Raw genomic sequence first — 26,226 nt, forward strand, 5'->3', positions numbered from 1 at the left:
CCTTGGGCAAAACGAAGGGAGGCCGGCGATGAACGAGGCGAAGGAGATCGTCCACTACTGGCTTGAAGATGTGGGCCCGGATGGCTGGTACGCGGCGGTCGATGCGGTGGACGCCGAGATCCGCAAGCGGTTCCTCGACCTCTGGGAGAAGGCGCATGCCGGCGCGCTCACCCAGTGGTGCGAAACCGCCGAAGGCGCGCTGGCCTATCTGATCCTGACCGACCAGTTCCCGCGCAACATGTTCCGGGGCGATCCGCGGTCCTTCGCGACCGACGCGGCGGCGCGCGCGGCGGCGCGGGTGGCGGTGGGGCAGGGGCTGGACCTCGCCATCGCCGAACCCGCGCGGGTCTTCTTCTACATGCCCTTCGAACATTCCGAGGATCTTGAGGACCAGGACTTCGCCGTGGACCTGATGGACCGCAACCTGCCCGAAACCGGTGCCGAGTTTGCCGTGCATTCCCGGGCGCACCGGGAAATCATCCGCCGCTACGGCCGCTTCCCCTTCCGCAATGCCGCCTTGGGCCGGCAAACGACAAAGGAGGAGCGCGCCTTCCTTGATGGGGGCGGCTATGGCGCGATCGTCCGGGAACTGGGTGGCTAGCCATGCGCAAGACGCAAGGCAACTATCTTCTCGCGAAGTTGCGGGCGCCGAGGAAATAGTTTAATGGCAAACTACTTTTTTCAGAGGGAGGAGATACCGTGGCGCAAACGTTCGACATGATCGTGATCGGGGCCGGTCCAGGCGGCTATGTGGCCGCCATCCGTGGCGCCCAGCTTGGGCTCAAGGTCGCGATCGTGGAACGCGAACACCTGGGGGGCATCTGCCTGAACTGGGGCTGCATCCCGACCAAGGCGCTTCTGCGCTCGGCCGAGGTCTTCCACCTGATGCACCGCGCCAAGGAGTTCGGGCTCAAGGCCGATGGCATCGGCTATGACCTCGACGCGGTTGTGGCCCGCTCGCGCGGGGTGGCCAAGCAGCTTTCGGGCGGCATCGGCCACCTGATGAAGAAGAACAAGGTCACCGTCTTCATGGGGGCGGCCACGCTGCCAAAGAAGGGCACGGTCAGCGTGAAGACCGAGAAGGGGACCGAGGAACTCACGGCGAAAGCCATCGTTCTGGCGACCGGCGCGCGGGCGCGCGAGCTTCCGGGGCTGGAGGCTGATGGCGACCTCGTCTGGACCTACAAGCACGCGCTGGCGCCCAAGCGGATGCCTGAGAAGCTGCTGGTGATCGGCTCTGGCGCCATCGGGATCGAGTTCGCGAGCTTCTTCAACACGCTGGGCGCCGACACGACCGTGGTCGAGGTCATGGACCGTGTCCTGCCCGTCGAAGACGCGGAGATCTCGGCCTTCGCGAAGAAGCAATTCGTGAAGCAGGGTATTAAGATTGTCGAGAAGGCCGCGGTCAAGAAGCTGGACCGCAAGCCCGGCGTTGGCGTCACCGCGCATATCGAAAAGGACGGCAAGACCGAGACGCAGGAGTTCGACACGGTCATCTCCGCCGTTGGCATCGTTGGCAATGTCGAGAACCTCGGGCTTGAGGCGCTTGGCGTGAAGATCGACCGGACGCATGTGGTCACGGACGCATACTGTCGCACCGGGGTCGAGGGGCTTTACGCCATCGGCGACATCGCCGGCGCCCCTTGGTTGGCCCACAAGGCCAGCCACGAAGGCGTGATGGTTGCCGAGCTGATCGCGGGGCAGCACCCGCACCCGATCAAGCCGAACTCGATCGCAGGCTGCACCTATTGCCACCCGCAAGTGGCCAGCGTCGGCCTGACCGAGGCGAAGGCGAAAGAGGCAGGCTATCAGGTCAAGGTCGGCCGCTTCCCCTTTATCGGCAACGGGAAGGCGATTGCGCTCGGCGAACCGGAGGGGCTGATCAAGACGGTGTTCGACGCCAAGACCGGCGAGCTTCTGGGCGCCCACATGGTCGGCGCCGAAGTGACCGAGCTGATTCAGGGCTACGTCGTGGGCCGCAGCCTGGAGACGACCGAGGGCGAGTTGATGGAAACCGTCTTCCCGCACCCGACGCTCAGCGAGATGATGCACGAGGCCGTTCTGGATGCCTACGGACGCGCGCTTCACATCTGACCGGATGGGGGCTCTGCCCCCGTCCCCGCCACGCGCGGACCCCCCCGGAGTATTTCGGCCAGAATGAAGGGCCGCGACATTCAATAAGGCGGCACCCCGCCTCGGGCGGCGGATGCCGGGGAAGCGGGGCGCTTTCACTCTGGGCGGTCATCGGCGCTCCCGCCTGTACCGCGGAACCAGAAGAACGGAAATTCCTTTCATTCTGGTTAAAATACTCTCGGGGGGCGCGGGGGGCAGACGGCCCCCCGTTCCTACCTTTCCACCTGGCCGCCGGCGGCGATCCAGTCGCCTAAGCCGCCGATGTTGTAGACCTCGTCATAGCCAAGGTCGCGCAGCATCTGCACCGCCATCTGGCTGCGTCCGCCCGCCGCACAGTATAGTGCGACCGGGCCGTCCCGGGTCAGGCACTCAGGGCAGTCCGGCGCCTTCGGGTCGCAGCGCATCTTGACGAAGGCAAGCGGGATATGCAGCGCGCCCACGGCCTTGCCCGAGGCCGCGACCTCCGCCGGTTCGCGAACGTCGATCACGACGAGCGACCCGTCGGCTGCGCGGGCGACGGCCTCCTGCGGGCTGATGCGGCCCGAACCGCGATCGGGTTTGCGGAATGAAAGCATTCTGGTCATCTCCTGTTTCGCGGTTTGGGCGCGCTCTTTCCGCAAAGATACATTCGAATAAGGGAATATTAAAGACCGGCGGTGTCGTGCCTACAAAAAATCTCCCGCATGCGATGTTCATCGTATGTTCACTATTAGTAGTTGGAGACTCGCCCGCCGTGGACTATGTCTGGACCGCGAACTGCGGGGGCGGATATGGCGGAACAGAAATTCATCGAAGTGCGGGGCGCGCGGGAGCACAACCTCAAGTCCATCGACGTGGATATCCCGCGCGACCGTCTGACCGTGATCACCGGGCTGTCTGGGTCGGGCAAGTCCTCGCTCGCTTTCGACACGATCTATGCCGAGGGTCAGCGGCGCTATGTCGAAAGCCTCAGCGCCTATGCCCGTCAGTTTCTTGACATGATGGGCAAGCCGGACGTTGACCATATCTCGGGCCTGAGCCCTGCGATCTCGATCGAGCAGAAGACAACCTCGAAGAACCCCCGTTCGACCGTGGGCACGGTGACCGAGATCTACGATTACCTGCGGCTTTTGTTCGCGCGGGTGGGGACGCCCTACAGTCCCGCCACCGGCAAGCCCATTGCGGCGCAGCAGGTGCAGGACATGGTTGATGCGGTCATGGCCATGCCCGAGGGTACGCGCGGCTACCTGATGGCGCCGGTGGTGCGCGACCGAAAGGGCGAATACCGCAAGGAGTTCCTCGACTGGCGCAAGCAGGGGTTCCAGCGGGTCAAGGTGGACGGGCAGTTCCATGACCTTGAGGAACCGCCGACGCTCGACAAGAAGTTCCGGCATGACATTGATGTGGTGGTGGACCGCATCGTCGTGCGCGAGGGGCTGGAGACGCGCCTCGCCGACAGTTTCCGCACCGCGCTGAACCTGGCCGACGGGATCGCGATCCTGGAAACCGCGCCGACAGAGGGGGAGGGCGAGCGCATCGTCTTTTCGGAGAAGTTTGCCTGCCCGGTCTCCGGCTTCACGATCCCCGAGATCGAGCCGCGACTTTTTTCCTTCAACGCGCCCTTCGGCGCCTGCCCGACCTGTGACGGGCTGGGGGTGGAGCTTTTCTTCGACGAACGGCTGGTCGTCCCGGACGTGATGTTGAAGCTGAAGGACGGCGCGCTCGCCCCCTGGAACAAGGGCAAGTCGCCCTATTTCACCCAGACCATCGACGCGCTGGCCCGTCACTACGGGTTCGATGCCAAAAAGCCCTGGAAGGACTTGCCGGAGCCCGTCCATCAACTGTTCCTCTATGGCTCGGGCGAGGAGGAGATCCCCTTCCGCTTCGACGAGGGCGGCCGCGTTTACGAGGTCACGCGTACTTTTGAGGGCGTGATCCCGAACATGGAACGGCGCTACCGCGAAACCGACAGCGCCTGGGTGCGCGAGGAGTTCGAGCGCTATCAGAACAACCGCCCCTGCGGGGCCTGCGGCGGGTACCGCCTGCGGCCTGAGGCGCTGGCCGTCAAGATCGCGGGGATTCATGTCGGCCAGGTCGTGCAGATGTCGATCCGTGAGGCCTATGACTGGATCGACACGGTTCCCGCGGCGCTTACCGCGCAGCGGAACGAGATTGCCCGCGCGATCCTGAAGGAAATCCGCGAACGGCTCGGGTTCCTAAATAACGTGGGTCTCGAATACCTGACGCTATCGCGCAACGCAGGAACCCTCTCGGGTGGGGAAAGCCAGCGCATCCGGTTGGCCAGCCAGATCGGCTCAGGGCTGACGGGGGTGCTTTACGTGCTCGACGAGCCCTCGATCGGCCTGCACCAGCGCGACAACGACCGGCTGTTGGGGACGCTGAAGAACCTGCGTGATCAGGGCAACACGGTGCTTGTTGTCGAGCATGACGAAGAGGCGATCCGCGAGGCAGACTATGTGCTGGACATCGGCCCCGGTGCGGGCGTCCACGGCGGGCAGGTAGTGTCACGCGGCACCCCGGCGGAAATCACCGCCGACCCCGCATCGCTGACCGGGCAGTACCTGGCGGGCAAGCGGGAAATCGCTGTGCCGAAGGTCCGGCGCAAGGGCAGCGGAAAGAAGCTGAGCGTGATAGGTGCCTCGGGCAACAACCTCAAGGACGTGACGGCGGAGTTCCCGCTGGGCAAATTCGTCTGCGTGACCGGCGTGTCGGGCGGCGGCAAGTCGACGCTGACGGTCGAGACGCTTTACAGGAACGCCGCGCTGCGACTGAACGGCGCGCGCGAGACACCGGCGCCCTGCGAAACGATCAAGGGGTTCGAGCATCTCGACAAGGTCATCGACATCGACCAGCGCCCCATCGGCCGTACGCCGCGGTCGAACCCCGCGACATACACTGGCGCCTTCACCCCCATCCGCGACTGGTTCGCGGGCCTGCCGGAGGCCAAGGCGCGCGGCTACCAGCCGGGCCGCTTCAGCTTCAACGTCAAGGGTGGGCGCTGCGAGGCCTGCCAGGGCGACGGCGTCATCAAGATCGAGATGCACTTCCTGCCCGACGTCTATGTGACCTGCGAAACCTGCAAGGGCCACCGCTACAACCGCGAGACGCTGGAGATCAAGTTCAAGGGCAAGTCCATCGCCGACGTGCTTGAGATGACCTGCGAGGATGCGCGCGAGTTCTTCCAGGCGATCCCCGCCATTCGGGAAAAGATGGAGGCGCTTTGCCAGGTTGGCCTTGGCTACATCAAGGTCGGCCAGCAGGCGACGACGCTTTCGGGCGGCGAGGCCCAGCGGGTGAAGCTCTCGAAGGAACTCAGCCGCCGGGCCACGGGGCGCACGCTTTACATCCTCGATGAACCAACGACCGGCCTGCATTTCGAGGATGTGCGTAAGCTACTGGAAGTGCTTCACGAACTGGTCGAGCAGGGTAACACCGTGGTCGTGATCGAACATAACCTCGACGTGATCAAGACCGCCGACTGGATCATCGACATCGGCCCCGAAGGCGGCGACGGCGGCGGTGAGATCGTGGCTGAGGGAACCCCCGAGGCGATCGCCAAGGAGCCCCGCAGCCATACCGGCCGTTACCTGGGAACAATGCTCAAGGCGCGCGGCCGGGTCGCGGCGGAATAAGGCGTGGCCGCGCGGGCTCCTGCCCCTTGGCCACGCCCCGGTGCCTAGCGGATCAGGATCTTTTCATCGGGCAGGTGTTGAGCCCGAGGATCGTGTAAAGCGGGCAGGTGCCCAGAAGCCCTGTCGCCAGCGGGATGATCCCCAGCAGGTAAAGCCAGCGCATTGACGCGTCGGCATTCATGAAGAATCCCGCGATCAGCGCGACCCCGAGGATGACCCGCAGGATGCGGTCGATCCCGCCTACGTTGTTCTTGAGCATCAGAACCCTCCGTGACTGCCCGATTTCGCCCCCCTTTGTGCGTCGGGGTGCAGGGGGACTATGGAGGGGTAGTCACGGTTTGTCTGTGATCTTGTCACCTTAGCGCGCCGTGGCCGCAAGCCGACCAAGCGCGGGGGCATCGCGCAGGATGACCGCGCCCCGCTCAGTTTCCACCCAGCCGTCGCGGGCGAAGGCCTCAAGCCTGCGCGACACGACCTCGCGCGCGGTGCCGATGCGGGCGGCAAGTTCCTGGTGGGTGGCGCGGACCCATCCATCCTCGGCCAGCGTCAGCAGCGCCTCAGCCAGGCGCGCCTCGACCCGGATGAAGGCCACGCGCTCCAGCACGTGCATCATGCCCTGCATCCGCGCTGCGAAGGCGGCGAAGACATGGGTGCGGAAGGCAGCCGATTGGTCCATCAGCCCAAGGAAGGCGTCGCGGGGCACAAGAACGACCCGCGTGTCGGTCGCGGTGATCGCCTCTGCCGAATAATCCTCGCCACCGAGCAGGCCTAGGGTGGTCTGCACGCAGGACCCGCCCGGCTCCACCGTGTAAAGCAGGATCTCACGCCCAGTGGTGCCGGTCAGGTATACATCGATACGCCCGTCAAGCACGATGACGAAGCCGCGTGCGCTGTCACCGGGACGAAAGAGGATGGTGCCACCTGCAACATCGGTCGGAACCAACTGGCCCAAACGCGCCCGCGCCGCCGCATCCAGCCACGCCAGGCCAGCGGCGCCGTCAAGCCAGCTCAAGGCCGCTCAGTCCAGGATCGCGCTGACCGCGCGCAGCACCGTGACAATCGTGTAGGTATCCTCGTTCACGACAAGTATGTTGCCGTCAACGATCAGGTAGCGCTGGCCCGGGCCAAGCGGCGGCAGGCCGTAGCGATCCGGGTAGCGGATGCGGTGGTAATCATAGTCGCCGACATAGTCCCCCCGGTGCCAGGATTTCTTGGCGAGTCCCGGCGGCACGCAGGCCGGGTTCTTCTTTGCCAGCCCGGGCGGGCAGTTCTTCGGCCCGGCTGCCGCCGGAACGGCGGCAAGGGCGGTCAGCAGGACGGCAAGGATCGCGAGCGGCTTCATGAGGGTCTCCTTCTGGCCGCGAACATAACGCCGTTCGCAGCCAGAAGGCAGGGGCAAAGCGCCGTGGGCGGCGGAATTCAGCCTCTGTGCCGTTTTTCAAAGCGTGGGAGCATGGCGGAAAAGTCCATGCCGCGACCGTCCTCGGCCTCCACGAAGGTTTCATAAAGGCGGGTCGCCAGCTCGCCCATCGGCGTGTCGGCATCGGCGCTGCTGGCGGCCTGCTGCGACAGGCGCAGGTCTTTCAGCATCAGTTCCGCCGCGAAGCCCGGCTTGTAATCGTTGTCGGCGGGCGATTTGGGCCCAACGCCCGGGGCCGGGCAATAGGCGTTCATCGTCCAGGAATAGCCCGAGGAGGTGGAGACCACGTCGAACATCTTCTGCCGGTCAAGGCCCAGCTTATCGGCCAGGGCGAAAGCCTCGCAGGTGGCGATCATGGTCACGCCGAGGATCATGTTGTTGCAGATCTTGGCGGCCTGACCTGCGCCCGCGTCGCCGCAATGGACCGCCTTCTGGCCCATGATGTCGAACAAAGGCTTCACCTTGTCAAAGGATGCCGCATCGCCCCCCACCATGAAGGTGAGCGTGCCGGCGGCTGCCCCGCCGACGCCGCCCGAGACCGGCGCATCGAGCGCGCCAAGCCCCGCCGTGCGGGCGTCCGCCGCGACGGCCCGGGCGCTTTCGACATCGACGGTCGAGCAGTCGCACAGGACCGCGCCCGCAGCCATCGCAGGGATCACCTCGGCGGCGACCGCGCGCAGGATCGCGCCATTGGGCAGCATGGTGATCACGACCTCGGCCCCGGCCGCGGCAGCGGCGGCGCTGTCGGCCTTCACGACGCCTTCCGGCATCGGCGCCGCGGTGTCGAACCCTGCTACCTGATGCCCGGCCTTCACGAGGTTCGCCGCCATCGGCGCGCCCATGTTGCCCAGACCGATGAATCCGATCTTCATGTCTTACTCCTTTTCGAAGGTCAGGGCCTCGGCCCCGAGCGGCATCAGCAGTCTCTCGATATCGTCTGCCGTGACCGCCTCGGGGCCGGCGTGACGCCAACGCGGGTTGCGATCCTTGTCGATGATCGCGGCGCGGATGCCCTCGATGAAATCCGCATGCTCCATCGCACGGTAGGTAAATCGGTATTCCAGCGCCAGCGCCTCGCGCATCGTGGGGGTTCCGCGCAGGCGGCGGATCATCTCGATGGTGCAGGCGGCGGACAGCGGGGCCGCACGGGCCAGGGCGCGGGCGGTCTCGGCGGCGAAGTCGCTGGACTCAGCGGTCAGCGCGGCGGCGATATCGGCAAGCGTCGAGGGCGCGAAGAGCCGGTCGATCGCGGGGCTGAGGGCGGCTAGGCGACCCTCGGGTGCCTCCTTGGCAGCCGCGGCGATGAGGCCCGCGTCACCGGTGTCGATCAGGCGGGTCTTCAGCGCTTCCCATGCGGCCTCCGGGACGAACTGGTCGGCGAATCCGGCCAGGATCGCGTCGGCTGGTCCGAGCCGCACGCCCGTGGTGCCGATGTATTCGCCAAGGCGCCCCGGTGCTGTCGCGAGGATGAAGCTGCCGCCGACATCCGGCACCAGGCCGATGCCACACTCGGGCATCGCCACCTGCGCACTTTCGCCCACGATCCGGTGGCTTCCGTGGCAGCCCACGCCCACGCCGCCGCCCATGGTGAACCCTTGCAGGAAGCTCACGACCGGCTTGGGATATTCCGCGATCCGGGCGTTCATGCGGTATTCGTCGGCCCAGAACTTGCGGCCGTAGGTGTAGTCTCCCGCCTTGCCGGTCGCATACATCTCGGCGATGTCGCCGCCCGCGCTGAAGGCGCGATCGCCCTCCGCGTCGATCAGGATCAGCGCGAGCTCCGGGTCCTTAGCCCAGGCGATCAGCGCCGCGTCGATTTCCAGGCACATGGCGTAGGTCAGGGCGTTCAGCGCCTTGGGACGGTTCAGCGTGATGCGCCCCGCGCGGCCTTCCTTGCGGATCAGGATATCGGGCATCATCCCCTCTCGGCCAGCAGCGCGCGGGCGGTGATGAGGCGCATGATCTCATTCGTGCCCTCAAGGATCTGATGGACGCGCAGGTCGCGCACGGTCTTTTCGACCCCGTAATCGGCCAGGTAGCCGTATCCGCCATGCAGTTGCAGGCACTGGTTGGCGACATCAAAGGCGTTGTCGGTCACCAGAAGCTTCGCCATGGCGCAGAACTTGGTCGCATCGGGCGCCTTGCGGTCGAGCTTCCAGGCCGCCTGGCGCAGGAAGGTCCGGGCCGATTGCAGCTTGACCTCCATCTCCGCCAGGCGAAACTGCAGCGCCTGGAACTGGTCGATGGATCGGCCGAAGGCCTTGCGTTCGCCCATGTAGACAAGCGTCGCGTCCAGCGCCGCCTGCGCTGCGCCAAGCGCCGAGGCCGAGATGTTCAGCCGCCCGCCGTCCAGCCCTGCCATTGCGTAGGTGAACCCGCGGCCTTCTTCGCCCAGCAGGTTTTCAGCCGGAATCGTGCAGTCGTCGAACTGCACCTGCGCGGTGGGCTGGGCACGCCAGCCCATCTTGTCCTCGAAGGCGCCGAAGGAAAGCCCCGGCGTCCCCGCCTCGATGACCACGGCAGAGATGCCCTTCGGCCCCTCTGCGCCGGTGCGCACCATCGTCAGATAGGCGTCCGAATAGCCGCCGCCCGAGATGAAGGCCTTGGTGCCGTTCAGCCGCCAGCCTTCGTTCGTCCGTTCGGCCCGCGTGCGCAGCGCCGCCGCGTCCGAGCCCGACCCCGGTTCCGTCAGGCAGTAGGAGAACACGGTTTCCAGCGTGCACATCGCGGGCAGCCAGCGCGCCTTGTCCTCGGGGCTGCCGAACTTGTCGATCATGCCCGCGCACATGTTGTGGATCGACAGGAATGCGCCCACCGCTGGGCAGGCCATGGCCAGCGCCTCGAAGACCAGCGTGCCATCAAGCCGGGTCAAGCCCGAGCCGCCGTATTCCTCGCTCACATAGATGCCGCCGAGCCCCAGCGCACCGAGTTCGGGCCAGAGCGTCTTCGGGATCGTGCCCTCCGCTTCCCACTTTCGGGCGTTGGGGGCGATATGCTCCTGCCCGAAGGCATGAGCCATGTCGAAGATCGCCTGCTGTTCCTCGGTCAGGGCAAAATCCATCAAAGCCTCCCGCGACGCTGAATTGAACGGACGTTAAATTCCAACTGTTACAGGAATTTTGCAAGGGCCGATGCGCGGGCCGTTTTGGTGGGCCGGGCGCCGCTAAAGTTTGCCGCAAATCCGATGAATGTGAAACGTGCGTCTTCGGTGGCCGTTAAGAATCGCGGCGCTACTACGAGGGCACCGAAACAGCCAAGCAGGGGAAACTGTATGACACTGGCGAATTCGACCTGGTACCTCGACGTGAACGAAGGGGGCGCCAAGCCGTTCATCATCAAGGTGGTCTTCGGGCCGCAGAACAATGACGGCGGCTCCGTCACCTTCGGTAGCCTGACCGGGCAATGGGCGGAATCCAACGGACTTTTCACGATCGAACTGCCGGGCGGAAGCTTCGGGTTCGACACGATCTGGACGGGCGAATACCGGGGCAAGGCGGGATCGGGCTTTGGCTCGCCGGAGTTCAACAACATGGCCTTCGACTTCTCGATGACCACGACGCCCCCCGCGACCGGCGCGCTGTCTGACATTGGCGAGCTCTTGCAGGGTCTTCAGAAACGGGCCGCCTGAGGGCATGAAAAAGGGGCGCGGCCTGTGCCGCGCCCCGATCATTTCCGTCGGCGGATAGGGTCAGTCCATCGCCTTGAACGCGAACTCCCCGCCTTCCTTGATGCCCGAGAACCAGCGCGCCGTGACGGTCTTGGTCTTGGTGTAGAAGCGGAAGGCGTCGGGCCCATACTGGTTCAGGTCGCCGAAGGCCGACTTTTTCCAGCCGCCGAAGGAGAAGTAGGACAGCGGCACCGGGATCGGGAAGTTGATGCCCACCATGCCCACGTTGACACGGGACGCGAAGTCGCGGGCGGTGTCGCCATCGGCGGTGAAGATCGCCGTGCCGTTGCCGTAGGGGTTGTCCATCGTCAGCCTCAGCGCTTCGTCATAGGTCTTGGCGCGGACCTGGCTCAGGACGGGGCCGAAGATCTCTTCCTTGTAGATGTCCATCTCGGCCGTGACGTTGTCAAACAGCGTCGGGCCGACGAAGAAGCCGTTCTCATACCCCTGGAGCGTGAAATCGCGACCGTCGGTCACAAGCGTCGCGCCCTGTTCCACGCCGGAGGTGATCAGCCCCTTGACCCGCTCTTGCGATGCGCGGGTGATCAGCGGGCCGTAGTCCACATCCTCGCCCGCGGTGTAGGGGCCGACCTTCAGCTTCTCGATGCGCGGCACCAGCCGTTCGATCAGCGCGTCGGCGGTCTTGTCACCGACCGGGACCGCAACCGAGATTGCCATGCAGCGTTCGCCCGCCGCGCCAAAGCCCGCGCCGACCAGCGCGTCGGCGGCCTTGTCCATGTCGGCATCCGGCATGATGATCATGTGGTTCTTCGCACCGCCGAAGCACTGCGCGCGCTTGCCGTTCGAAGCCGCGCGGCCATAGATGTACTGCGCGATCGGCGTGGAGCCGACGAAGCCAACGGCCTGGATCGTCTCGTGGTCAAGGATCGCGTCGACGACTTCCTTGTCGCCGTTGACGACCTGAAGCACGCCATCGGGCAGGCCCGCCTCTTGCAGCAGTTCCGCCAGCAGGAGCGAGGTCGAGGGACAGCGCTCGGACGGTTTGAGGATCATCGCGTTGCCGCTGGCCAGCGCCGGCGCCATCTTCCACAGCGGGATCATGGCGGGGAAGTTGAAGGGCGTGATGCCGGCGACGACACCAAGCGGCTGGCGCATCGAGAAGAGGTCGATCCCCGGGCCGCCGTCGTTCATGTATTCGCCCTTGAGAAGCGCGGGCGCGCCCATGCAGACCTCGACGACCTCAAGACCACGCTGCACGTCGCCGCGGGCGTCGGGCAGGGTCTTGCCGTGCTCGCGGCTGACGGCCTCGGCGAGCTTGTCCATGTTCTCGTTGATGAGGGCGGCGAATTTCATCATCACCCGCGCGCGGCGCTGCGGGTTGGTCGCGCCCCAGGCGACCTGGGCCTTGGCGGCGTCGTCCACCGCGGCGCTGAGTTCCGCGACGGAAGCCAGCGGCACCTTGGCCTGAACTTCGCCGGTGGCGGGGTTGAAGACATCGGTGAAGCGCCCGGTGGTGCCCTTCACATGCTTGCCGTTGATCCAGTGGGTCAGTTCTTGCATTTCAAGCCTCCCGAATGTGCTGGGCGCACAATAGTCTTGCAGAATTGCGTGGAAAAGAGGCAGTTTCCCAAATGTGTTTTGCATTTTTGCAGGGGGTGGCTCGATGGCCGATTGGGATGATCTGCGAATATTCCTTGCTGTTGCCCGGGCAGAAAGCCTCTCCGGGGCGGGTAAGGTCTTGAAGCTCGACCCCGCCACGGTCGGCCGGCGCGTCGCCCGGCTGGAGGAGCGGATGGCGGCGCGGCTCTTCGTGCGCTCCGCGCAAGGTTACGCGCTGACGGGCGAGGGGCAGCGCCTTCAGGCCCATGCGACGCGCGTCGAACAGGCGGTGACCGAGGCGATCGAGGATGTCGGGGCAGAGGGTCCCGGCCTGACCGGCCAGATCCGGATCGGCGCGCCGGACGGCTGCGCGAACTACCTGCTGCCGCAGATCGTCGCGCAGATTTGCGCCGACCATCCGGGGCTGGAGGTTCAGATCGTCGCCCAGCCGCGCGTCTTCAACCTGTCCAAGCGTGAGGCCGACGTCGCCATCGCGGTCAGCCCGCCGGTCGCGGGCCACCTGACGGTGCAGCGGCTGACCGACTACAAGCTGCACATGGCGGCGGCGCAGGAATACCTTGATCGTCACCCACCGATCGAGAGTCTTGCCGACCTGAAGGGACACCCCACCATCGGCTATATCCCCGACCTGATCTTCGACAAGGAACTCGACTACCAGTCCGAGGCGGGGATGGAGAGTGTCACGCTTGCCTCGAACTCGGTCTCGGTGCAGCTGAACTGGGTGCGGATCGGGGCCGGGATCGCGGTGGTGCATGATTTCGCGCTTCCCGCATTGCCGGGGCTGGTGAAGATTCTGCCGGACCAGTTGTCGCTGACGCGCTCCTTCTACTTGATCCGGCATCCTGAGGATCGGCGCGTCGAGCGGCTGAACCGGTTTTCCGAATTGCTTGGCCAGGGCGTGCGCCGGGAGGTCGCCCGGCTGGAATCCCTGTCTTGACAGAATGTTGCCTAACGGAGACGCTGAGAGAAAGGATCGTTCTGTCAGGAGGTTGTCATGCAGGTTCATCAGATGCTCCGCGCCAAGTCCCAGGGGCAAATCGTCACCGTGAAGCCGGAGAGCTCGGTGGCCGATGCCGCGCGCCTGCTGTCCGAACGGCGGATCGGCGCGGTGATCGTCTCGATCGACGGCAAGCAGCCGCTCGGCATCCTCTCCGAACGCGACATCGTGCGGGACCTTGGGCGCCGCGGCGCCTCCTGCATGGCCGACAAGGTCGAGGCGCTGATGACGCGCAACCTGATCAGCTGCGCCCCTGACGATTCTGCCGACAGCGTGCTGGAGCGGATGACCCAGGGCCGGTTCCGCCACATGCCGGTGATGCAGGACGGCGCGATGATCGGCATCATCTCGATCGGGGACGTGGTGGCGGCGCGGATTTCCGAACTGGCGATGGAGAAGGACGCGCTGGCGGGGATGATCATGGGGAACTGAGCCCGCCGGGCTTGCATTTCGCGGCGCAATATTGTTGCGTGCGCGCATGAGAGGCGCGTCAGGAAAGGACAGACCCCATGCGCATCGGTCTTTATCCCGGCACGTTCGATCCGGTCACGCTTGGCCACACCGACATCATCCAGCGCGCCATGGCGCTGGTTGACCGGCTGGTGATCGGCGTGGCGATCAACCGCGACAAGGGGCCGCTGTTCTCGCTCGAAGAGCGCGTGGCGATGGTCGAGGCCGAATGCAAGGTGATCGCCGCGCGGACCGGGGGCGAGATCCTCGTGCATCCGTTTGAGAACTTGCTGATCGACTGCGCGCGCGATGTCGGCGCCAGCGTCATCGTGCGCGGGCTCCGGGCCGTGGCGGACTTCGAGTACGAATTCCAGATGGTCGGCATGAACCGGGCGATGGACGACACGGTCGAAACCGTCTTCCTGATGGCGGATGCCCGCCGTCAGGCGATCGCCTCGAAGCTCGTCAAGGAAATCGCCCGGCTGGGCGGCGACGTCACCAGGTTTGTCACTCCGGACGTGCGGGCGGCGCTATACGCCAAGCTCGGCCGAAGCTGAGCGGGACCCGCGCGCCTCAGATCAGCTTGCCCATCGCGACGGCCGTGTCGGCCATGCGGTTGGAAAAGCCCCATTCGTTGTCGTACCAGCTGAGGACGGAGCAAAGCGTGCCGTCCATGACCTTGGTCTGATCCAGATGGAAGACGCTCGAATGCGGGTCGTGGTTGAAATCGGAGGAGACGTTCTTGAAGGGCGTGTAGCCCAGGATGCCCTTCAACGCCCCGTCAGCGGCGGCCTTGATTGCCGCGTTGATCTCTTCGACGCTCGTCGCGCGCTTGGCGATGAATTTCAGATCGACGACCGAGACGTTGGGCGTCGGTACCCGGATTGCGAAGCCGTCGAGCTTGCCCTTCAGTTCCGGCAGCACCAGCCCCACCGCCTTCGCGGCTCCGGTCGAAGTTGGGATCATCGACAGCGCCGCCGCCCGCGCGCGGTAAAGGTCCTTGTGCATCGTGTCCAGCGTCGGCTGGTCGCCGGTGTAGGAATGGATGGTCGTCATCATCCCCTTTTCGATCCCGATCGCTTCATTGAGGACCTTGGCGACCGGGCTGAGGCAGTTCGTCGTGCAGGAGGCGTTGGAAACGACGATGTCGTCCCGGGTCAGCGTGTTGTGGTTGACGCCGAAGACGATGGTCTTGTCCGCGCCATCGCCAGGGGCCGAGATCAGCACCCGCTTGGATCCGTTTTCCAGATGCGGCAGGCATTTTTCCTTGGAGGTGAAGATGCCCGTGCATTCCATCACCACATCGACATGCGCCCAGGGAAGGTCTGCGGGGTTGCGAATGGCGGTGACGTCCATCGGGCCGCGACCGACGTCGATCGTGGTTTCGGTCGTCGTCACGGTGGCCGGGAAGCGGCCATGGACGCTGTCGAAGCGAAGAAGATGGGCGTTGGTTTCGACCGGGCCCAGATCGTTGATCGCAACGACCTCGATATCGGTGCGTCCCGACTCGATGATCGCTCTCAGCACGTTGCGCCCGATGCGCCCGAACCCGTTGATCGCTACCTTGACCGCCATTGCCATGCCCTCCGCAAGTCGGAGCCACGGCCCCGCGAATTTGCGTTACCGCTAACATCATTTGCTATGGCAAAGTCAACAGGAGAGTTCGGGCGCTAACGCCAGAAGGCCAGATACTCGATCAGATCGGCGAATTTCTTCGCAAGAAACAGCGAAGCCGCGCCCCCGGCCCACCAGAAGTCGGCAAGAAGCGCGGCAATCGCTATGACAGCCAAGACTGCGGCAATCCGGTTGGTCATGGGCGGGGGCGCGCAGGCCCCCCGGGGCTCCTTATTGCAGGAGCCGCCCCATCGCGCCGGCCACATCGGCCATCCGGCAGGAGAAGCCCCATTCGTTGTCGTACCAGGCCAGAACCCGGACGGTGCGCTTGCCCACCACCTTCGTCTGATCCGGTGCGAAGATAGAGGAGAAGGGCGTGTGGTTGAAGTCGATGGAAACCTTCGGCTCCGGGTCATAGGACAGGACCATGCCCATGTAGCCTGCCGCGGCTTCCCTTACGATTTCGTTTACATCGGCGACCGTCACATCCTTGCCCGCCTGGAAGGTTAGGTCCACGGCAGAGACGTTGGGCGTCGGCACGCGGATCGCGGTCCCGTCAAGCTTGCCCGCGAGTTCGGGAAGCACTTCGCCCAGGGCCTTGGCGGCACCGGTCGAGGTCGGGATCATCGCCATCGCGGCCGCGCGGGCGCGATACAGGTCCTTGTGGCGGCGGTCGAGCGTCGGCTGGTCGCCGGTGTAGCTGTGGATCGTCGTCATGATGCCCGACTCGATCCCGATCGCGTCGTTCAACACCTTGGCGATCGGCGCCAGGCAGTTCGTCGTGCAGGAGCCGTTCGAGACGACCAGATGTTCGGCCTTCAGTTCACGATGGTTCACGCCGTAGACCACGGTCTTGTCGGCGCGCTTGGCGGGGGCGGAAACCAGAACGCGCTTGGCGCCGCGGGTCAGGTGCACGGCGGCCTTGTCGCGGTCGTTGAACTTGCCGGTGCATTCCAGCACTACGTCAACCCCATCCCAGTCCAGTTCGTCGGGGTTGTAGGTCGACATGACCTCGATCGGCCCACGGCCAAGGTCGAGCGTGTTGCCCGCGACCTTCACAGGACCGGAGAAGCGGCCATGGACGCTGTCGTATTTCAGCAGGTGCGCGTTGGTCTCGATCGGGCCGGTGGCGTTGATCTTGACCACCTGAACGTCATTGCGGGCGGCTTCGGCGATGTGCGCAAGCGTACAGCGGCCAATCCGGCCAAATCCGTTGATTCCGATGGTGACGGTCATGCAACTCTCCTGATCCTGTCGCGCACGCGAGTCTCTTATCGGAATAGCAGCGAAGAAAATTCATTAAAACCCGCTATTTCAATATGTTAGCGAAAACAGTGGGCTGTTAGCGAAAACAGCGGCATCAATATGCGGTCTCCGACGCTTCTGTTCTCGTTTTCGCCATCGGCTTGTGTGCCCCGGCCAATCGGATAGTGTGGCGCGGCTTTGAGGGAGACGGACATGAGCGGCCTGCTTGCACTTCTTGACGACGTTGCCGCGATTGCCAAGGTCGCCGCGACCTCGCTCGACGATGTGGCGGGTGCGGCGATGAAAGCGGGAAGCAAGGCCGCGGGCGCGGTCATCGATGACGCGGCCGTGACGCCAAAGTACCTGCACGGGTTCGATGCCAGCCGTGAACTGCCCATCGTCGGCCGCATCGCGCTGGGGTCACTCAAGAACAAGATTCTGATCCTTCTGCCGGCGGCGCTGCTGCTGTCGGCGTTCCTGCCCGGCGCCATAACGCCGATCCTGGCGCTTGGCGGCGCCTATCTGTGTTTCGAAGGGGCGGAGAAGATCTTTCACGCGCTAATGCCCCATGCCGATAAGCAGGTCGAGGCTGATTTCAACGTGAAAGACCCCGGCCATCTGGAGCAGGAGAAAGTCGCGGGGGCGATCAAGACCGACTTCATCCTCTCGGCGGAGATCATGACGATCGCGCTCGCGGCGCTGCCGGACAGCGGCTTCCTGATTGAGGCGGCGGCGCTCGCCGTCGCTGGGGTGGGGATCACGGTGGCCGTCTACGGCAGTGTTGCGCTGATCGTGAAGATGGATGACATCGGTTTGTTTCTGGCGCGCCGCGGGCGGCTTGCCGCGACGCGCGCGATTGGCCGGGGGCTCGTCCAGGCGATGCCACGGCTGATGAGTGTGCTGACGACCGTCGGAACGGCGGCGATGCTATGGGTCGGGGGCTCGATCGTGATTCACGGGCTGGAATACGCCGGGCTGACGGCGATCGGCCACCTCATCCACGACTGGGCGGCGGCTGCGGCCCATGCCGTCCCCTCGGCCGCGGGGGCGGTGGAATGGGGCGCGAAGGCGACGCTTGACGGGATCTTCGGGCTGGCCTTCGGACTTCTGCTGATCCCGGTCGCGACACGGGTTGTCGGGCCGATTTGGGCGCGCGTCTTCGGGATGTTTGCCAAGCGCACTTGATCGGGCAGGGGAGTCGGCGTCCCGCAAGGAAAAACGGCGGCCCATCGGGCCGCCGCTTCGCTTTTCACGCCCGTCGTGCGGATCAGAGCAGGGCCTTGACCTTTGCGGCCACTGCCTCGGCGGTGATGCCGAATTCGGCGTAGAGCCGTTCGGCAGGGGCAGAAGCGCCGAAGCCTTCCATGCCCACGAACGCGGCCTTCTTCTCGCTGCCCCGCTCGCCCAGAAGGAAGCGGTCCCAGGGCTGGCGCACCGCCGCCTCGACCGCGACGCGGACCGGGCCTGCGGGCAGGACACGCTTGCGGTAGGCCTCGGGCTGGGCCGCGAACAGCTCCATGCAGGGCATGGAGACGACGCGGGTGCCGATCCCCTCGGCCTCCAGCAGGTCGCGGGCCTTCATCGCGATCTCGACCTCCGATCCGGTGGCCATCAGGATCGCGCGGCGCTTGCCGGTCGCCTCGGCCAGGACGTAGCCGCCCTGCGCGGTCAGGTTCTTCGCCGTGTGGGCGGTGCGGACGGTCGGCAGGTTCTGCCGCGACAGCGCCAGGACCGAGGGCGTCGTGGTCGTGGTCAGCGCCAGTTCCCACGCCTCCGCCGTTTCCACCACGTCGGCGGGGCGGAAGGTCCAGGTGTTCGGCGTCGCGCGGCAGATCGCCAGGTGCTCGACGGGTTGGTGGGTCGGGCCGTCCTCGCCGAGGCCGATGGAGTCATGCGTCATGACATAGACCGAGGGCACGCCCATCAGTGCCGAAAGCCGCATCGCGCCGCGTGCGTAGTCGGTGAAGCACAGGAACGTGCCGCCGTAGGGCCGTACGCCGCCATGCAGGACCATGCCGTTCATCGCGGCTGCCATACCATGTTCGCGGATGCCGTAGTGGACATGCCTGCCCTTGCGGTTGGCGGGGGTGAAAATGCCCAGATCCGCGGTCTTCGTCAGGTTTGATCCGGTCAGGTCGGCCGAGCCGCCGATGGTCTCCGGCATGACCGGGTTGACCGCCGCCAGCACCATTTCGGAGGCCTTGCGGGTCGCGACCTTGGTCAGCTTCTCCGACGCTTCCTTCTTCACCGCGCGGATCGCGGCGGCGAGCTTCTTTGGCGCGCCAAGCGACATCTGGCGCTCGAACTCCGCGCGCTTGGCGGGGGACAGGGCGGCCATGCGGCCTTCCCACTCGGCCCGCGCCGCGGCGCCGCGCGCCCCGATGGCGCGCCAGGCGGTCAGGATCGCCTCAGGGACGACAAAGGCGTCGTGGTCCCAGCCGTAGATGGCCTTGGTCGCCTTGATCTCATCAGGGCCGAGGGGCGAGCCGTGGGCACCCGCGCTATCCTGCTTCTTCGGGCTACCGAAGCCGATATGCGTCTTGCAGTCCACCAGAACGGGGCGGTCCGACCCTTTCGCCTCGGTCAGGGCGCGGTCAATGTCGACCGGATCGTGGCCGTCGCAGGAAACGACTTTCCAGCCAGAGGCCGCGAAGCGCGCCCGCTGGTCTGTCACGTCCGACATGGAAATCGGCCCGTCGATCGAAATGCTGTTGTTGTCCCACAGGACGATCAGCTTGCCGAGCTTCTGCATCCCCGCAAGGCCGATGGCCTCCTGGCTGATGCCCTCCATCAGGCAGCCGTCCCCGGCGATGACCCAGGTCGTGTGATCCACGACCTTGGCGCCGAAGCGGGCGCGCAGAGATTCCTCGGCCATGGCGAAACCGACGGAGTTCGCGATGCCCTGACCCAGCGGGCCGGTCGTCGTCTCCACGCCCGCGACATGGCCGTATTCCGGGTGGCCCGCCGTGATCGCGCCCCATTGGCGGAAGTTCTTGATCTGCTCCAGCGTCACGTCCTCATACCCGGTCAGGTAAAGGAGCGCGTAGATCAGCATGGAGCCGTGGCCCGCCGACAGGATGAAGCGGTCGCGGTCGGCCCATTTCGGCGCTGAGGCGTCGAACTTCAGGTGCTTTTCAAAGAGCACCGTCGCCATGTCGGCCATGCCCATCGGCATGCCGGGGTGGCCCGAGTTCGCAGCCTGAACGGCGTCCATGGCCAGCGCGCGGATCGCGCAGGCCTTCATCCAGTGGTCGGAGTGTTTCTCGCGAAGCGTGGCAATATCCAAGGGCCCGGTCCTTTTGAAGCAGCATGCAGTTGCGCGCTTGATAGCAATGATCCGGGCAAGATCAAGCGCAGCCCCTAAAGCATTGGGGCGAAAGGGGCAGAAAAGCCCCGGTTGTTTGGATAACATGGGCCAAGTACCGATTGCGGCCGATTCGTGGCAGCGCGGGCAGTCAGGCGGGCGAAGACCCGCATGCGCAGATCGACAGAAGGGGCCTTGTCGTCATGAGTGACATCACCGAACTGGAACGCCGCGTGTCGGCCGCGCTGTCGCGCATCGACCGGGCGCTCGACACCTTGACGCGACCGGCGCCCGCGCCCGACGATCCCGCGCTGCGCGAGGCGCTTGAAAGCGAACGCGCCGCCAATGCGCAGCTGACCGAACGGGTGCGCGCCATCAAGGAAAAGCAGGAACACGTCGTCACGGCGCTGGAACGCAAGGTCGCGCAGCTGACGCGCCAGTTGGACGCTGCGTCCCGCGATCTGGCGCGCCAGCGGCAGGTCAACACCGACCTTGTGGCGGTCAACCGGCAGCTTACCGAGACGGCGCGCGATGCATCGCCGTCGTCAGACGCGATCAACACTGCGCTGGAGGGCGAGCTTGCCGCGCTGAGGGCCGAGCGCGATGCCGAGATGGCCGAGATCGAGCAGATCCTCGCCGAACTCAAACCCCTGATCGAGGAGGTGGCCTGATGCCGGAGATGCGGATCACCATCGGCGGGCGGGAATTCGAAGTGTCCTGCCAGGAGGGCGAGGAACAGTTCCTGCGCTCTGCCGCGCAGATGCTGGATAACGAGGCGAGCGCGCTGATTTCCCAGATCGGCCGGATGCCTGAGGCGCGGATGCTGCTGATGGCCGGGCTGATGATCGCCGACAAGGCCGCGGGGCTTGAAGACCAGCTCCGCGGCGCCGAGGAGCGCGCGACGCTGGCCGAGCGGGTGGCCGCGAACGCCCGCGCCAACCCCGAACGGGTCGAGGTCCCGGTGATCCCCGATGTCGTGACGGACACCCTGGCCGAGATCGCCGCGCGGGCCGAGGCCTTGGCGGCGCGGCTGGAAGAACGCGCGGGTTAGGGGATGCCCAAGAAAAACGGCGCCCGTGCCTTGGGGCAGGGCGCCGCGCTTTTCCTTCAAACGTAACGGTTTAGCCGTTCGCTTCGCGGATCTTTTCCGCCGCGTCCTTCGAATAGCCGATGCCTTTGGTGTCGAATAGCTGGTCAAGCTCGCCCGACAGCGTCATCTCGGTCACGATGTCGCAGCCGCCGACGAATTCACCCTTCACGTAAAGCTGCGGGATCGTCGGCCAGTCGGAGAAGTCCTTGATCCCCTGACGGATATCGGCGTCCGCGAGCACGTTCACATCGACATAGTCGACGCCCATGTAATTCAGCACGCCGGCCACGCGCGAGGAGAACCCGCACTGGGGCATCGCCTTGGTGCCCTTCATGAAAAGCACGACATCGTTCGCGGTCACGGTTTCGCGGATCTGGTCCTGCGCGGTGGTGGTGGTCATCTGGGTCTACTCCGGTGCTTTGGTGGTCAGCGCGAGCGCGTGAAGCTCTCCTTGCGCGCCGTCCATCTTTCCCTTGAGCGCGGCATAGACCGCGCGCTGTTGCTGAACTCGGTTCATGCCGCGGAAGCTTTCGTCGATCACCTCGGCGGCATAGTGGTTCCCGTCGCCGGCAAGATCGGTGATCGTGATCTGCGCATGCGGAAACGCGGCACGAATGAGGTGTTCGATATCCTGGGCTTCCATAGCCATGGGGTTAAGTCCTGTCTGTGGTTCTTGCCCTACATGTAGAACCGCCGCCCGCGCTCCGCAAGCGCAGAGCGGGCGGTCCTTCGACGGATCGCGGCGGTTAAAAGCCGCAGGCTCGCACCTCAGCGGCGCAGCGGTACGGAGAGGTAGACGCCGAACTCCGCCCCGATGTCAGCGCTGACGCGCGCGTGGACGCGGCCCTGGCGGTCGAGGAACCGTTGCCGATCCTCGACCGGGAAGACGCCCTCGTGCCAGATGTTCGCATGGATATAAAGCCCGCGGCTCCCGTCGCACCAGAAGGCAACTACCTTCTCCGGCACCAGGTCATCGCCCGGCAGCGCCAGCGGCACCACGAAGGGCTTGCGGTCGAGCGGGAAGAACAGCTGGCCCCCGTCCGGGTGGTAGTTCATGTGCCAAAGAAGCACCTTGTCGCGCGGCGCGGTCGCGCGGGTTGTCTGCGCCTTCTGCGGGTCGGCCGACCAACCCAGCACATAGTTGCCCTTGACCGCCTCGTTCTCTCCGTAAAGGACGTCGCCGCGCCAGTCGCAGCGGAATATGCCTTCGACCCAGCCGCCCTCATCACCCGTACCCTCGTCGACCGGGCGCCAGCCTTGCTCGGGCCAGCGGGTGATCTCGATCTCGAACCCTTCGAAATCGTCCACGAGGTAGCCGTACCCCTTCAGGCTTTCTGCCGTCGCTTCGACAAGCGGCACCTGATGCAACGGCAGGCTCGGCTTTTCGGCTGCATCGAACATGTAGACAGGTGCGTTCACTGGACCCCTCCCGCAATGATCGGAAGGAGGCTAGGCGGCCTATTGGCCGCCTGCAATTGCGATTACCTTATCTGTCGCGTGCGATCGGCTTATGCGACGGCGGCGGCGAAGGCGCTGCGGTACAGGCCGGACAGTTCCGCCATGGGTGCGTTAGAGGACCCGAACCGTACGTCGGCGCCGCCGAAAGTGCCGACGCGCGCGGCGTCAACACCGGCCGCACGCGCGGCGGCCAGAAGGCCGTCAAGTGCATCGGGTGCGAGCGCAACCAGGTAGCGCGCCTGATCCTCGCCGAAAAGCTGGCCGATATCGGCGCTATCAAGCGTCACGCCGATCTTCGCGCCCTCTGCCATCTCGAAGGCCGCGAGCGCCAGCCCGCCGTCCGACAGGTCGGAGGCCGCGCGGACGGACTTGCGGTTGGCGCGCAGAAAGTCGCCGTTCTTGCGCTCAAGCGCCAGGTCGACATGGGGCGCGTCGCCATCTTCGCGGCCGAAGGCTTCGGCAAGCAGCGCGGACTGGCCGAGATGGCCAGAGGTCTGGCCGATCACCACGGCGATGTCGCCCTCGCCCGGAAGGCCTGCGATCAACTCGTCCAGCGTCGCCAGAAGGCCGACGGCGCCGATCGTCGGCGTGGGCAGGATGCCCTTGCCGTCGGTTTCGTTGTAAAGCGAGACGTTGCCCGACACGATGGGGAAGTCGAGCGCGCGGCAGGCCTCGCCGATGCCTTTGATCGCGCCGACGAACTGGCCCATGATCTCGGGCTTCTCGGGGTTTCCGAAGTTCAGGTTGTCGGTCGCGGCAAGCGGCGTGGCGCCTACGGCCGTCAGGTTGCGCCAGGCTTCGGCCACGGCCTGCTTGCCGCCCTCGTAGGGGTTGGCCTTCACGTAGCGCGGCGTCACGTCCGAGGTGAAAGCCAGCGCCTTCGGGGTGCCGTGGACCCGCACGACGCCCGCGCCCAGACCGGGCGCGCGCACCGTGTCGGCCATGACCGAGGTGTCGTACTGTTCCCAGACCCAGGACTTGTGGGCATGGTTGGGGGAGGAGATCAGCGCCCTGAGACCCGCAATGGGGTCGATGTCGAGCGTCTCGGCAAAAGCCGCCCGGGCCGGGGTTTCGACCCAGGGGCGGTCGTATTCCGGCGCGCTGGACGAAAGCTTCGACAGCGGCAGGTCGGCCTTGACCTCGTTGCCGTGCAGGATCAGGAAGCGGTCCTCGACGATGGTTTCGCCGACGATGGCGAAGTCGAGGTCCCATTTTTCGAAGATCGCGCGCGCCGCAGCCTCACGTTCAGGCTTCAGCACCATGAGCATCCGCTCCTGGCTTTCCGAAAGCATCATCTCGTAGGCGGTCATGTTCTTTTCGCGCTGCGGCACCTGATCGAGGTGCAGCTTGATGCCAAGGCCGCCCTTGTCGCCCATCTCGACCGCCGAACAGGTCAGACCCGCGGCGCCCATGTCCTGGATGGAGATCACGCTGTCCGACGCCATCAACTCAAGGCAGGCCTCCAGCAGGCGTTTTTCGGTGAAGGGGTCGCCGACCTGAACGGTGGGGCGCTTTTCCTCGATGGTGTCGTCGAACTCCGCGCTGGCCATGGTGGCGCCGCCGACGCCGTCACGGCCCGTTTTCGCGCCAAGATAGACGACCGGCATGCCCACGCCCGAGGCGGCCGAGTAGAAGATCTTGTCCGCGTCCGCCAGCCCGGCGGCGAAGGCGTTCACCAGGCAGTTGCCATTGTAGGAGGCGTGGAAGCGCACCTCTCCGCCCACGTTGGGCACACCAAAGCAGTTGCCGTAGGAGCCCACGCCCTCAACCACGCCTTTCACCAGATGCGCGGTCTTGGGATGCGAGGGCAGGCCGAAGGACAGGGCGTCCATCGCCGCGATGGGGCGCGCGCCCATGGTGAAGACATCGCGCAGGATACCGCCCACGCCGGTCGCGGCACCCTGGTGCGGCTCGATGTAGGAGGGGTGGTTGTGGCTTTCCATCTTGAAGACCACGGCCTGCCCGTCGCCGATATCGACAACGCCCGCGTTCTCGCCCGGCCCGCAGATGACCTGAGGTCCCGTGGTATGCAGCGTGCGCAGCCACTTCTTCGAGGACTTGTAGGAACAGTGTTCGTTCCACATGGCGGAGAAGATGCCAAGTTCGGTAAAGGTCGGCTCGCGGCCGATGATCTCCAGGATGCGCTGGTACTCATCTGGCTTCAGCCCGTGCGCGGCGATCAGGTCGTCGGTGATCTGCGGTTCCTGCATGTCAATTCCCCCGAAGAGCGCGCTGGCGATTGCGCGCCTTTTAGGGGGGAAGGCAGCCGGAGAAAAGGCCCCAATACCCGCGTGTGTGGAATAATCTTGCCAGCATGGCCAAAGCGCGCCGGGCCGGCCGTGTCCACGGCTCCGGTGCTCCGGACCCCTTCGTCGGCCGCGCGTTTATTGTGCAGGTGCAGAAAGAACTGGTCGCGCCCTGTGCAGGCACCTCGGAAATGCGAAAAAGTCGCCGTCTTTCGGATGTTGCCCGTAGACAGAACGGAAAGACTGTGGCGCTATCCCAAAAGACAAAAAAAAGGCCGAGACAAAGCTCGGCCGAAGTCCAACAGGGAGGTAGGAAGTTGCGGGATATTCTCGACCGCCGCTTCCTGAAGCTCATGTAGGATCATGACGGCGGGCGATCAAGAAAAATCCAATCCCGCCAAGAACAATCCCGCTATGCGTTGCCGTCATGCCTCACGCGCAGCAAGGAGATTTTCGCTGGCTTGGCGCTTGCGATAGGCGATGATTTCTTCGGTGACGAAGTCGCGGAAAACCGCCACGCGCTTGGAATGCCGCAGCTCCTCGGGATAGGCGAGAAAGACCGGAACCTCGGCGCTTTCGACCTCGGGGAATACGCGTATCAGCTGGGGAAAATCTTCCGTCAGATAGTCCGGCAGGACCCCGATGCCAAGATTGCTGCGCACCGCCTGTAGCACGCCGTAGTAGTTGTTCACCGTGAGGGTGGAGCGGATGTCATAGGTCAGAAGATGCTGCACCAGCACACCGCCGGCCTGCACCTGCGCGGCATTGGCGTTCTGGCAGATCAGCCGGTGCTCCGACAGGTCCTCCAGCGTCTCGGGAATACCGCGTTCCGCGACATACTCCGCCGACGCATAAAGGCGCATGCGGATATTCATCAGGCGCCGGCGGATCAGGTCGGCCTGGCTCGGCTCCTTCATGCGGATCGCCACGTCGGCCTCGCGCATGGCAAGGTCCAGAACGCGTTCCTCCAGCATCAGGTCGATCTTGAGGTCGGGATAGCGGTCGTAAAGGGTCGGCAGGCGCGGCGCGAGCCAAAGCGTACCGAACCCCGTGGTCGTGGTGACGCGGATCTCTCCGTAGACCTCGTCCTCGCTGTCACGGATGCGTGCGGCCGTCGCCTCAAGCCGCTTGTTCATCGAGCGCGTCGCCTCGAACAGCAACTCCCCCTGCTCGGTGAGAATCAGGCCCCGCGCGTGACGGTGGAACAGGGTCGTGTCGAGGCTGTCCTCAAGCGACCGAATCTGTCGGCTGATCGCGGATTGCGACAGGTGCAGCGTGTCGCCCGCATGGGTCAGAGACCCTGCGTCCGCAACTGCGTGAAATATTCTGAGCTTGTCCCAATCCATGATCGTAACTTTCTGCCGTGTTTCCGCCTCGTCGCGCAAGTCG

At 65.2% G+C, this 26,226-nt stretch carries 26 protein-coding genes; 10 read left to right on the forward strand and 16 right to left on the reverse strand.

All coding sequences use genetic code 11. The features are described 5' to 3' along the window. Positions 1-28: 28 nt before the first annotated feature. Together OE647_RS05725 and lpdA are read left to right on the forward strand one after the other, a co-directional pair. Positions 29-601 carry a DUF924 family protein gene (locus tag OE647_RS05725; protein ID WP_263720729.1) on the forward strand — a complete coding sequence of 191 codons (573 nt, stop codon included), beginning with the start codon at positions 29-31 and terminating at the stop codon, positions 599-601. 116 nt (positions 602-717) lie between these two features. Next, entirely contained in the window at positions 718-2,094 is a 1,377-nt protein-coding gene (gene lpdA, locus OE647_RS05730; protein WP_263720900.1) for a dihydrolipoyl dehydrogenase, read from the forward strand. A 251-nt stretch (positions 2,095-2,345) separates the two neighbouring features. Here the strand turns inward: lpdA and OE647_RS05735 are convergent, their stop codons facing one another. Beyond that, positions 2,346-2,708, reverse strand: coding sequence for a rhodanese-like domain-containing protein (locus tag OE647_RS05735; RefSeq protein WP_263720730.1), 363 nt, complete (start codon positions 2,706-2,708; stop codon positions 2,346-2,348). A gap of 195 nt (positions 2,709-2,903) precedes the next feature. Between OE647_RS05735 and uvrA the strand changes: the two genes are divergently transcribed. Next, a complete protein-coding gene (gene uvrA, locus OE647_RS05740; protein ID WP_263720731.1) occupies positions 2,904-5,765 on the forward strand; it encodes an excinuclease ABC subunit UvrA in 2,862 nt (953 codons plus the stop codon). Between the two features lie 52 nt (positions 5,766-5,817). Here the strand turns inward: uvrA and OE647_RS05745 are convergent, their stop codons facing one another. From OE647_RS05745 to OE647_RS05770, 6 genes are all read right to left on the reverse strand, one after another. Next, positions 5,818-6,024 (reverse strand): YgaP family membrane protein, encoded by a 207-nt coding sequence (locus tag OE647_RS05745; protein WP_263720732.1) that lies wholly within the window; start codon positions 6,022-6,024, stop codon positions 5,818-5,820. 99 nt (positions 6,025-6,123) lie between these two features. Further along, positions 6,124-6,777: a Crp/Fnr family transcriptional regulator gene (locus OE647_RS05750; protein ID WP_263720733.1), complete on the reverse strand. Its 654-nt coding sequence runs from the start codon at positions 6,775-6,777 to the stop codon at positions 6,124-6,126. A gap of 6 nt (positions 6,778-6,783) precedes the next feature. Next, on the reverse strand, positions 6,784-7,107 hold the full coding sequence (locus tag OE647_RS05755) for an RcnB family protein (protein WP_263720734.1): 324 nt from the start codon (positions 7,105-7,107) through the stop codon (positions 6,784-6,786). 77 nt (positions 7,108-7,184) lie between these two features. Beyond that, complete coding sequence (mmsB, locus tag OE647_RS05760) at positions 7,185-8,057, reverse strand: 3-hydroxyisobutyrate dehydrogenase (RefSeq protein ID WP_263720736.1); 873 nt, start codon at positions 8,055-8,057, stop codon at positions 7,185-7,187. Positions 8,058-8,060: 3 nt separating this feature from the next. Further along, positions 8,061-9,101 (reverse strand): enoyl-CoA hydratase/isomerase family protein, encoded by a 1,041-nt coding sequence (locus OE647_RS05765; protein WP_263720737.1) that lies wholly within the window; start codon positions 9,099-9,101, stop codon positions 8,061-8,063. Then, the gene (locus tag OE647_RS05770) at positions 9,101-10,246 is read right to left on the reverse strand and encodes an acyl-CoA dehydrogenase family protein (RefSeq protein WP_263720738.1); all 1,146 of its coding nucleotides are present in this window, start codon (positions 10,244-10,246) and stop codon (positions 9,101-9,103) included. The genes OE647_RS05765 and OE647_RS05770 overlap by 1 nt, the downstream gene beginning before the upstream one ends. 210 nt (positions 10,247-10,456) lie before the next feature. On the opposite strand from OE647_RS05770, the gene OE647_RS05775 reads away from it, so the two are divergent. Then, entirely contained in the window at positions 10,457-10,813 is a 357-nt protein-coding gene (locus OE647_RS05775) for a hypothetical protein (RefSeq protein ID WP_263720739.1), read from the forward strand. Positions 10,814-10,873: 60 nt separating this feature from the next. Here the strand turns inward: OE647_RS05775 and OE647_RS05780 are convergent, their stop codons facing one another. Beyond that, the gene (locus OE647_RS05780; protein WP_263720740.1) at positions 10,874-12,373 is read right to left on the reverse strand and encodes a CoA-acylating methylmalonate-semialdehyde dehydrogenase; all 1,500 of its coding nucleotides are present in this window, start codon (positions 12,371-12,373) and stop codon (positions 10,874-10,876) included. 103 nt (positions 12,374-12,476) lie between these two features. Here OE647_RS05780 and OE647_RS05785 point away from each other — a divergent pair, with 103 nt between their 5' ends. From OE647_RS05785 to coaD, 3 genes are all read left to right on the forward strand, one after another. Then, positions 12,477-13,370, forward strand: coding sequence for a LysR family transcriptional regulator (locus OE647_RS05785; RefSeq protein ID WP_263720741.1), 894 nt, complete (start codon positions 12,477-12,479; stop codon positions 13,368-13,370). A 57-nt stretch (positions 13,371-13,427) separates the two neighbouring features. Continuing rightward, a complete protein-coding gene (locus OE647_RS05790; protein ID WP_263720742.1) occupies positions 13,428-13,862 on the forward strand; it encodes a CBS domain-containing protein in 435 nt (144 codons plus the stop codon). A 77-nt stretch (positions 13,863-13,939) separates the two neighbouring features. Then, the gene (coaD, locus tag OE647_RS05795; RefSeq protein WP_263720743.1) at positions 13,940-14,437 is read left to right on the forward strand and encodes a pantetheine-phosphate adenylyltransferase; all 498 of its coding nucleotides are present in this window, start codon (positions 13,940-13,942) and stop codon (positions 14,435-14,437) included. Positions 14,438-14,453: 16 nt separating this feature from the next. On the opposite strand, the gene gap (OE647_RS05800) is transcribed toward coaD, so the two are convergent. Further along, a complete protein-coding gene (gap, locus tag OE647_RS05800; protein WP_263720744.1) occupies positions 14,454-15,455 on the reverse strand; it encodes a type I glyceraldehyde-3-phosphate dehydrogenase in 1,002 nt (333 codons plus the stop codon). Between the two features lie 270 nt (positions 15,456-15,725). Next, positions 15,726-16,730, reverse strand: a complete 1,005-nt coding sequence (gap, locus tag OE647_RS05805) for a type I glyceraldehyde-3-phosphate dehydrogenase (RefSeq protein ID WP_263720745.1) — start codon at positions 16,728-16,730, stop codon at positions 15,726-15,728. Between the two features lie 222 nt (positions 16,731-16,952). On the opposite strand from gap (OE647_RS05805), the gene OE647_RS05810 reads away from it, so the two are divergent. Next, positions 16,953-17,924: a DUF808 domain-containing protein gene (locus tag OE647_RS05810; RefSeq protein ID WP_263720746.1), complete on the forward strand. Its 972-nt coding sequence runs from the start codon at positions 16,953-16,955 to the stop codon at positions 17,922-17,924. A gap of 82 nt (positions 17,925-18,006) precedes the next feature. Here OE647_RS05810 and tkt read toward each other — a convergent pair whose 3' ends face one another. Then, positions 18,007-20,025 carry a transketolase gene (tkt, locus tag OE647_RS05815; RefSeq protein WP_263720747.1) on the reverse strand — a complete coding sequence of 673 codons (2,019 nt, stop codon included), beginning with the start codon at positions 20,023-20,025 and terminating at the stop codon, positions 18,007-18,009. Positions 20,026-20,246: 221 nt separating this feature from the next. On the opposite strand from tkt, the gene OE647_RS05820 reads away from it, so the two are divergent. Together OE647_RS05820 and OE647_RS05825 are read left to right on the forward strand one after the other, a co-directional pair. Further along, on the forward strand, positions 20,247-20,714 hold the full coding sequence (locus OE647_RS05820; RefSeq protein WP_263720748.1) for a hypothetical protein: 468 nt from the start codon (positions 20,247-20,249) through the stop codon (positions 20,712-20,714). Next, complete coding sequence (locus OE647_RS05825) at positions 20,714-21,094, forward strand: cell division protein ZapA (RefSeq protein WP_263720749.1); 381 nt, start codon at positions 20,714-20,716, stop codon at positions 21,092-21,094. The genes OE647_RS05820 and OE647_RS05825 overlap by 1 nt, the downstream gene beginning before the upstream one ends. 70 nt (positions 21,095-21,164) lie before the next feature. Here the strand turns inward: OE647_RS05825 and grxD are convergent, their stop codons facing one another. From grxD to OE647_RS05850, 5 genes are all read right to left on the reverse strand, one after another. Next, positions 21,165-21,533 (reverse strand): Grx4 family monothiol glutaredoxin, encoded by a 369-nt coding sequence (gene grxD, locus OE647_RS05830; protein ID WP_263720750.1) that lies wholly within the window; start codon positions 21,531-21,533, stop codon positions 21,165-21,167. 6 nt (positions 21,534-21,539) lie between these two features. Then, entirely contained in the window at positions 21,540-21,782 is a 243-nt protein-coding gene (locus OE647_RS05835) for a BolA/IbaG family iron-sulfur metabolism protein (protein WP_263720752.1), read from the reverse strand. A gap of 119 nt (positions 21,783-21,901) precedes the next feature. After that, on the reverse strand, positions 21,902-22,552 hold the full coding sequence (locus tag OE647_RS05840; RefSeq protein WP_263720753.1) for an ureidoglycolate lyase: 651 nt from the start codon (positions 22,550-22,552) through the stop codon (positions 21,902-21,904). Positions 22,553-22,641: 89 nt separating this feature from the next. Continuing rightward, entirely contained in the window at positions 22,642-24,801 is a 2,160-nt protein-coding gene (gene purL, locus OE647_RS05845; protein WP_263720754.1) for a phosphoribosylformylglycinamidine synthase subunit PurL, read from the reverse strand. A 461-nt stretch (positions 24,802-25,262) separates the two neighbouring features. Then, positions 25,263-26,183 (reverse strand): LysR family transcriptional regulator, encoded by a 921-nt coding sequence (locus OE647_RS05850; RefSeq protein WP_263720755.1) that lies wholly within the window; start codon positions 26,181-26,183, stop codon positions 25,263-25,265. Positions 26,184-26,226 lie beyond the last annotated feature (43 nt).

The organism is Albidovulum sediminicola, from assembly GCF_025751575.1.
Taxonomy (GTDB): domain Bacteria; phylum Pseudomonadota; class Alphaproteobacteria; order Rhodobacterales; family Rhodobacteraceae; genus Albidovulum; species Albidovulum sediminicola.

Bases quoted from the DNA above. Each gene is read 5' to 3' on its own strand.
- OE647_RS05725 (WP_263720729.1), top strand. From the start codon at position 29: ATGAACGAGGCGAAGGAGATCGTCCACTACTGGCTTGAAGATGTGGGC.
- lpdA (WP_263720900.1), top strand. From the start codon at position 718: ATGATCGTGATCGGGGCCGGTCCAGGCGGCTATGTGGCCGCCATCCGT.
- OE647_RS05735 (WP_263720730.1), bottom strand. From the start codon at position 2,708: ATGCTTTCATTCCGCAAACCCGATCGCGGTTCGGGCCGCATCAGCCCG.
- uvrA (WP_263720731.1), top strand. From the start codon at position 2,904: ATGGCGGAACAGAAATTCATCGAAGTGCGGGGCGCGCGGGAGCACAAC.
- OE647_RS05745 (WP_263720732.1), bottom strand. From the start codon at position 6,024: ATGCTCAAGAACAACGTAGGCGGGATCGACCGCATCCTGCGGGTCATC.
- OE647_RS05755 (WP_263720734.1), bottom strand. From the start codon at position 7,107: ATGAAGCCGCTCGCGATCCTTGCCGTCCTGCTGACCGCCCTTGCCGCC.
- mmsB (WP_263720736.1), bottom strand. From the start codon at position 8,057: ATGAAGATCGGATTCATCGGTCTGGGCAACATGGGCGCGCCGATGGCG.
- OE647_RS05765 (WP_263720737.1), bottom strand. From the start codon at position 9,101: ATGCCCGATATCCTGATCCGCAAGGAAGGCCGCGCGGGGCGCATCACG.
- OE647_RS05770 (WP_263720738.1), bottom strand. From the start codon at position 10,246: ATGGATTTTGCCCTGACCGAGGAACAGCAGGCGATCTTCGACATGGCT.
- OE647_RS05775 (WP_263720739.1), top strand. From the start codon at position 10,457: ATGACACTGGCGAATTCGACCTGGTACCTCGACGTGAACGAAGGGGGC.
- OE647_RS05780 (WP_263720740.1), bottom strand. From the start codon at position 12,373: ATGCAAGAACTGACCCACTGGATCAACGGCAAGCATGTGAAGGGCACC.
- OE647_RS05785 (WP_263720741.1), top strand. From the start codon at position 12,477: ATGGCCGATTGGGATGATCTGCGAATATTCCTTGCTGTTGCCCGGGCA.
- OE647_RS05790 (WP_263720742.1), top strand. From the start codon at position 13,428: ATGCAGGTTCATCAGATGCTCCGCGCCAAGTCCCAGGGGCAAATCGTC.
- coaD (WP_263720743.1), top strand. From the start codon at position 13,940: ATGCGCATCGGTCTTTATCCCGGCACGTTCGATCCGGTCACGCTTGGC.
- gap (WP_263720744.1), bottom strand. From the start codon at position 15,455: ATGGCGGTCAAGGTAGCGATCAACGGGTTCGGGCGCATCGGGCGCAAC.
- gap (WP_263720745.1), bottom strand. From the start codon at position 16,730: ATGACCGTCACCATCGGAATCAACGGATTTGGCCGGATTGGCCGCTGT.
- OE647_RS05810 (WP_263720746.1), top strand. From the start codon at position 16,953: ATGAGCGGCCTGCTTGCACTTCTTGACGACGTTGCCGCGATTGCCAAG.
- OE647_RS05820 (WP_263720748.1), top strand. From the start codon at position 20,247: ATGAGTGACATCACCGAACTGGAACGCCGCGTGTCGGCCGCGCTGTCG.
- OE647_RS05825 (WP_263720749.1), top strand. From the start codon at position 20,714: ATGCCGGAGATGCGGATCACCATCGGCGGGCGGGAATTCGAAGTGTCC.
- grxD (WP_263720750.1), bottom strand. From the start codon at position 21,533: ATGACCACCACCACCGCGCAGGACCAGATCCGCGAAACCGTGACCGCG.
- OE647_RS05835 (WP_263720752.1), bottom strand. From the start codon at position 21,782: ATGGCTATGGAAGCCCAGGATATCGAACACCTCATTCGTGCCGCGTTT.
- purL (WP_263720754.1), bottom strand. From the start codon at position 24,801: ATGCAGGAACCGCAGATCACCGACGACCTGATCGCCGCGCACGGGCTG.
- OE647_RS05850 (WP_263720755.1), bottom strand. From the start codon at position 26,183: ATGGATTGGGACAAGCTCAGAATATTTCACGCAGTTGCGGACGCAGGG.